At 64.0% G+C, this 6162-nt stretch carries 6 protein-coding genes; 5 read left to right on the top strand and 1 reads right to left on the bottom strand.

Annotation, left to right across the window (positions count from 1 at the left end):
- The 3 genes from WA702_RS18070 to WA702_RS18080 form a co-directional block, all read left to right on the top strand.
- Window positions 1-821, top strand: an 821-nt coding sequence (locus WA702_RS18070) for a 4-hydroxyphenylpyruvate dioxygenase family protein (protein WP_425111901.1), incomplete at its 5' end; no start/stop codon positions are given.
- A 219-nt stretch (window positions 822-1040) separates the two neighbouring features.
- The gene (locus WA702_RS18075) at window positions 1041-2264 is read left to right on the top strand and encodes a CaiB/BaiF CoA transferase family protein (RefSeq protein ID WP_425111902.1); all 1224 of its coding nucleotides are present in this window, start codon (window positions 1041-1043) and stop codon (window positions 2262-2264) included.
- Between the two features lie 86 nt (window positions 2265-2350).
- On the top strand, window positions 2351-2746 hold the full coding sequence (locus tag WA702_RS18080; RefSeq protein ID WP_425111903.1) for a RidA family protein: 396 nt from the start codon (window positions 2351-2353) through the stop codon (window positions 2744-2746).
- A 7-nt stretch (window positions 2747-2753) separates the two neighbouring features.
- On the opposite strand, the gene WA702_RS18085 is transcribed toward WA702_RS18080, so the two are convergent.
- Window positions 2754-3422, bottom strand: a complete 669-nt coding sequence (locus WA702_RS18085) for a TetR/AcrR family transcriptional regulator (RefSeq protein WP_425111904.1) — start codon at window positions 3420-3422, stop codon at window positions 2754-2756.
- 225 nt (window positions 3423-3647) lie between these two features.
- Between WA702_RS18085 and WA702_RS18090 the strand changes: the two genes are divergently transcribed.
- Both WA702_RS18090 and WA702_RS18095 read left to right on the top strand, forming a co-directional pair.
- Window positions 3648-4880 (top strand): acyl-CoA dehydrogenase family protein, encoded by a 1233-nt coding sequence (locus WA702_RS18090; protein WP_425111905.1) that lies wholly within the window; start codon window positions 3648-3650, stop codon window positions 4878-4880.
- 166 nt (window positions 4881-5046) lie between these two features.
- Window positions 5047-6105 carry a phosphotransferase family protein gene (locus WA702_RS18095; RefSeq protein WP_425111906.1) on the top strand — a complete coding sequence of 353 codons (1059 nt, stop codon included), beginning with the start codon at window positions 5047-5049 and terminating at the stop codon, window positions 6103-6105.
- Window positions 6106-6162 lie beyond the last annotated feature (57 nt).

Here is a 6162-nt window from a genome sequence, read left to right on the forward strand (position 1 = left end):
CGCATGGCCCCGGCGTCTGCGCCATCGGCCTCGACGTCGACAATGCCGGCCGCGTCATGGCGCGCGCGGAAGCGCTCAAGGCCAGGACCTTCCACCAGCCGGTCGGCCCCGGCGAGCTGGAAATTCCAGCGATCCATGGCGTCGGCGGCAGCCTGCTGTATTTTCTCGATGTCGGCGACAGCAACTGGGACGTCGATTTCGTCGGGACAGACAGCGATTCCCGAGCCGACCGCCTGAGCACGATCGATCACATCTCGCAGTCGATGCCGCATGAGGAGATGCTGTCGTGGCTGCTGTTCTACACCGGCATCCTCGATCTCATCCGGCTGCCGCAGCTCGAGATCGCCGACATCAGGGGGCTGGTGGCGAGCCAGGCCCTGATCAACGCCGACCGCAGCCTGCGAATCATCCTCAACGGCTCGACGGCGACGCGGACCCAGTCGGCGCGCTTCATCAACGAGTTCTTCGGCTCCGGCGTGCAGCACATCGCCTTTGCCTGCACCGACATCTTCGCGACTGTGGCCGAAATGCGCGCCCGCGGCGCCGGGTTCCTCGACATCCCCGATAATTACTATGATGACCTCGAGGCCAAATACGACCTCGATCCCGCGACGTTGGCGAGCCTGCGCGCCAACCGGATCCTCTACGACCGCGAAGGCGACGGGGAATTCTTCCAGGTCTACACCCACGTGTTCGAGGAGCGCTTCTTCTTCGAGATCGTCGAGCGCCGCAACTATCAGGGCTTTGGCGCCGCCAACGCGGCAATCCGGCTCGCCGCCCAGGCGAGGGAAGCGAAGCCTTCGGATGCCGCGGTGTTGTGAGCTGACGCACGCATCCAAGCGGGGGGGCATGCTCCGCACCGCGTCGTCCTGACGCGCCGCCGGTCTGCGCATCGGTGACCATCGCCGCACACGGGATGGCGGCATGCCGGAAGCGCAGTGCTGGCGGCCGAAAAATGGTGTATCGGCAAGCCTTCATCACCAAGATCTCGCGACGGCGTCATCGGCCCGCGACAAGGAATAAGCTTCGGAGGAAGGTTCATGTCGGCTTTGCCGCTCTCTGGCATCAAGATTCTCGATCTGACCCGCGTGCTCGCCGGTCCCTTGTCGGCGCAGATGCTGGGCGATCTCGGCGCCGAGGTGATCAAGGTGGAGCGTCCCGGAACCGGCGACGATGCCCGCGCTTTCGGTCCGCCTTACCTGACCGATCCGGAGGGCAAGGCCAACAACAACAATTCCTTCTATCTCTGCGCCAACCGCAACAAGAAGTCGGTCACGGTCAACGTCGCCTCCAAGGAAGGGCAGGAGATCATCCGCGCGCTCGCCAAAGACTGCGATGTCTTCATGGAGAATTACAAGGTTGGCGACCTCAAGCGCTATGGCCTCGACTATGAATCGATCCGCGCCGTCAATCCCGGCATCATCTATTGCTCGGTGACCGGCTTCGGCCAGACTGGGCCTTATGCGCCGCGCGCCGGCTACGACGCGATCTTCCAGGCCATGGGCGGGCTGATGAGCGTCACCGGCCACATGGACGGCGAGCCCGGGGCAGGGCCAATGAAGGTCGGCCCGTCGATCGTCGACTACATGACCGGCATGAACACCTCGACCGGCATTCTCGCCGCGCTCTATCATCGCAAGACCACCGGCGTCGGCCAGCACGTCGACGTCTGCCTGCTCGACACCGTGATCGCCTCGCTGTCGCACTGGGCGCAGATCTACCTCGTCAACGGCACGACGCCGCCGCGCCGCGGCACCTGGGGCAATGGCGGCATGCCGGCCGGCATGTTCCGCTGCGCGGACGGCGAACTGATGCTGGTAGTCGGCAATGACGGCCAGTTCGCGCGAACCTGCGAGGTGCTGGGGGCGCCGGAGCTCGCGAGCAATCCAAAGTTTCTCAAGAACAATGATCGCGTCGTCAACGGCAAGGAGATCATGGCGATCTTTGCCGGGCTGTTCCTGAAGAACACGGTGACGCACTGGCTGGAGCAGTTGGAGAAGGCCGGCGTACCCTGCGGCCCGGTCAACGATTTTGCCCATGTCTTCGCCGATCCGCAGGTGAAGTCGCGCGGCATGGAGGTGAAGACCGAGCATCCGTTCGAGCCGCAGCTGTCGCTGATCCGCAACGCGCTGACCTTCTCGGAGACGCCGGTAAAGGACTATCGCGCGCCGCCGCTGCTCGGCGAGCACACCAGGGAAGTGCTGGGCGGGCTCGGCTATGACGAGGCCAAGATCGCGGGCCTGCGGGAGCGCGGCGCGATCTGAGCGCGCTGCAAGCATTATTCGACCTGTTTCGAAGCGTGGTACGTGAGATGCCGCTAGGCTGTCACCTCCATTGGTGGAGATGACAGATGAAGCGCGAAGTGATCCAGGTCGAGCCGATCACGTCCTTTCTCCGACGTTGGAGCAAATTGCCGGTGGCGCCGGTGACGCGCGCCGGCAACATGGTGTTCGTGTCGGGCCTGCCGCCCTTCGATCCCGAGACCGGCGAACTCGGGAACGCGCCGATCGAGGTACAGACCGAGCGCGTGCTGGCGCAGATGAAGTTGTGCCTGGAGGCGGCCGGCGCGTCGCTCGACAACGTGATGAAGTGCAACCTGTTCTGCACCTCGGCGAAGCATTTCGCCGCCGTCAATGCGGTCTATACCCGCTATTTCCCCGACAATCCGCCGGCGCGGATCTTCGTCTGCATCCCCGAATGGACCGGACCGTTTGACATCGAGATCGACTGCATCGCGATGATCTGAGACGGCGTTACTGCAGCTGCCGCGCCCGGGCCGGCGGTGCCTTTGCGGCCGCCGGCGGCGCTGCGAGCCCCATGGCTGCGACCGACACCACCCGCTCGATCACGCCGGCGACGTCGTCGAGGTCGCATTGGCCGTCCGACAGTTTTGTCAGCCGCTCGCTGTCGCGGATGGTGTGGTGCGCCATCGCGAGCGCGAAATGCAAACCCCAATACAGCTCGACCTCGCTGCAGCCGGGCAAGGCGCGCTTCAGCGCGGCGGCGAATTTACGTAAGTGGTCGATCTCGCGGTTCTTGATGCGGCGGATGGGCGGCACCGATTCGATCGAGGCGCGGATCATGAAGCGGGCCCCGGTCGAGCGCTCGTTCTCCGGTCCCAGGCAGTCGCGCATCACCGGCGCGACCAGCGCCCGCAGGATGGCGTGGATATCGGCCGCGCCGCCGCCTTTCTCCTCGGCCGCGCGCAATTCGCGCAGGCGCTCGCGGTTGAGCGCGATCGAGCGGGTTACGAACAATTCCGCGATCAGCTCGTCCTTGGAGCCGAAATGATAGTTGACCGCGGCGAGGTTGACGCTCGCCGCCGCGACGATGTCGCGCAGCGTGACGTCGGAGAAGCCGCGCTCGGCATAGAGCCGCTCGGCGGCGGCGAGGATGGCGCTTCGGGTCAGGTCGCTCGGCATCGTTTCTCCGTCAATTCCAGGATGGCACGACGCGGTTGATTTTCAAACATCTGTATGAAACTATCGTTTGATGACCTGTGAATGTCAATCCGCGGATTTCGTGCGGCGGCATTTCCGGGCCGTCGCGCGTGCCGGAAAAATCTCTTGCGAGAGAAGTGTCTTGCGGCAGGGGACGCGTGGGCGGAGAGTGCGACCAACGATTTCATAAGAGCCGAGGAGCGTCCCATGGACTTCACATTGTCGCCGAAGCAGAAGGAATGGCAGGAGCGCGTGCACAGCTTCATGACCAAGCACGTGCGCCCGGCGGTTCCGATCTACAAGCAGCAGGATGCCGAGGGTGGTCGCTGGAAAGTGATTCCGATCCTGGAAGAGCTGAAGGCCAAGGCGAAGGCCGAAGGGCTCTGGAACATGTTCATGCCGCCGTCCGAGCACGAGGACGACGAGTTCCGCGGCGCCGGCTTGACGAATCTTGAATATGCGCTGTTGTCGGAGGAGATGGGCCACATCTCCTGGGCATCGGAAGTGTTCAACTGCTCGGCGCCGGATACCGGCAACATGGAAGTCTTCATCCGCTACGCCAGCAAGGATCAGAAGCGCAAATGGCTGCGCCCTCTGATGGACGGCGAAATCCGCTCCGCCTTTCTGATGACCGAGCCGGCGGTCGCATCCTCGGACGCCACCAACATCGAGACCCGGATCGAGCGCGACGGCGATCATTACGTCATCAACGGACGCAAATGGTGGTCGTCGGGCGTTGGCGATCCCCGCTGCAAAATCGCGATCCTGATGGGCAAGACCGATCCCACGGCGGCCAAGCATCAGCAGCAGTCGCAGATCCTGGTGCCGCTCGACACGCCCGGCATCAAGGTCGAGAAGATGCTGCCGGTGTTCGGCTTCGACGATGCGCCGCACGGCCACGCCCAGGTGCTGCTCGAGAACGTCCGGGTGCCGAAGGAGAACATCCTGCTCGGCGAGGGCCGCGGCTTCGAAATCGCGCAGGGCCGTCTCGGTCCGGGCCGCATCCATCACTGCATGCGCACGATCGGCAAGGCCGAGGAGTCGCTGGAGAAGATGGTGAAGCGGCTGATGTCGCGTCAGGCGTTCGGCAAGAAGATCATCGAGCATTCGGTGTGGGAGCAGCGCATCGGCGAGGCCCGCACCAACATCGAAATGACGCGCCTGCTTTGCTTGAAGGCGGCGGACATGATGGACCGGGTCGGCAACAAGGCCGCACAGCTCGAGATTGCCATGATCAAGGTGGCGGCGCCGAACATGGCGCTGAAGATCATCGACGAGGCGATCCAGGCTTTCGGCGGCGCCGGCGTGTCCGATGAGGCCGGGCTCGCCAAGGATTATGCGGGCATCCGCACCTTGCGTTTGGCTGACGGTCCAGACGAGGTGCACAACCGCGCCATTGCCAGGCTCGAAGTCAAGAAGTATGCAAACAAGAACCACTGAGTTGACAGTGTCGTAGGGTGGGCAAAGCAACGCCGGTGCCGAAGGGTACCGGCGGCGGCGTGCCCACCGTTTCTCAATGCGATGGTGTGGCGGTGGGCACGGCGCGATCAGTGATCGCGGCTTTGCCCACCCTACGTTTGCCAACCAGACTTAAGGGAGCCTGATCGTGGCGGATGCCGTGCGGAAGGACGAGGATTTTTCCGGCACCAAGCCGGTCGAGGAGCGCCATCGCGTCGACGAAGCCAAGCTCGCCGCCTGGATGTCGGAGAATGTCGAGGGATTCGCCGGTCCGCTGACCGTGCTGCAGTTCAAGGGCGGCCAGTCCAACCCGACCTACCGTCTGAATACCCCCACGCGTTCCTACGTGATGCGCCGCAAGCCGTTCGGCAAATTGCTGCCGTCGGCGCATGCGGTGGATCGCGAATTCCGCGTCATCGCGGCGCTCGGCAAGCAGGGCTTTCCGGTCGCGCGCGCCTATGCGCTGTGCACCGATGACAGCGTGATCGGCGCCGCCTTCTACATCATGTCGATGGAGGAGGGCCGGGTCTTCTGGGATCCCTCGCTGCCGCATGTCGAGGCCTCGCAGCGCCGCGCCATCTTCCAGAGCAAGATCGAGACGCTGGCGAAGCTGCACGCCTACGAGCCGGCGGCGATCGGCCTCGGCGAGTTCGGCAAGCCAGGCAATTATTTCGCCCGCCAGGTCGACCGCTGGACCAAGCAGTACCGCGCCTCCGAGACCGAGCATCTGCCGGAGATGGAGAAGCTGATCGAGTGGCTGCCGCGCACCTTGCCGGTGCAGGAGCGGGTCTCGATCGTGCATGGCGACTACCGCCTCGACAACATGATCTTCCATGCCACCGAGCCGCGCGTCATCGCGGTACTGGATTGGGAGCTGTCGACGCTCGGCGATCCCATGGCCGATTTCACTTATCTATTGATGCAGTGGACCATGCCGGGCCTCGCCGGCATCGACCACAAGGCGCTGAACATCCCGACCATGGGGGAGGCGGCGCAGATCTATTGCGGTGTCACCGGCATGAAGCTGCCCGACCTCAACTGGTACTTCGCCTACAATTTGTTCCGGCTGGCCGGCATTCTCCAGGGCATCATCGGCCGCATCCGCGACGGCACCGCCGCCAACGACAAGGCGATCGAATCGGTCAAGCGCATGGTGCCGATGACCAAGACGGCCTGGGACTACGCGCAGAAGGCGGGCGCGGTTTAAGCCGCGCCATCACATCATCACAGCTGTCATCGCCCCCGAAGGCGGGCGATCCAGTAT

Source organism: Bradyrhizobium sp. (assembly GCF_049798375.1).
Lineage (GTDB): Bacteria > Pseudomonadota > Alphaproteobacteria > Rhizobiales > Xanthobacteraceae > Bradyrhizobium.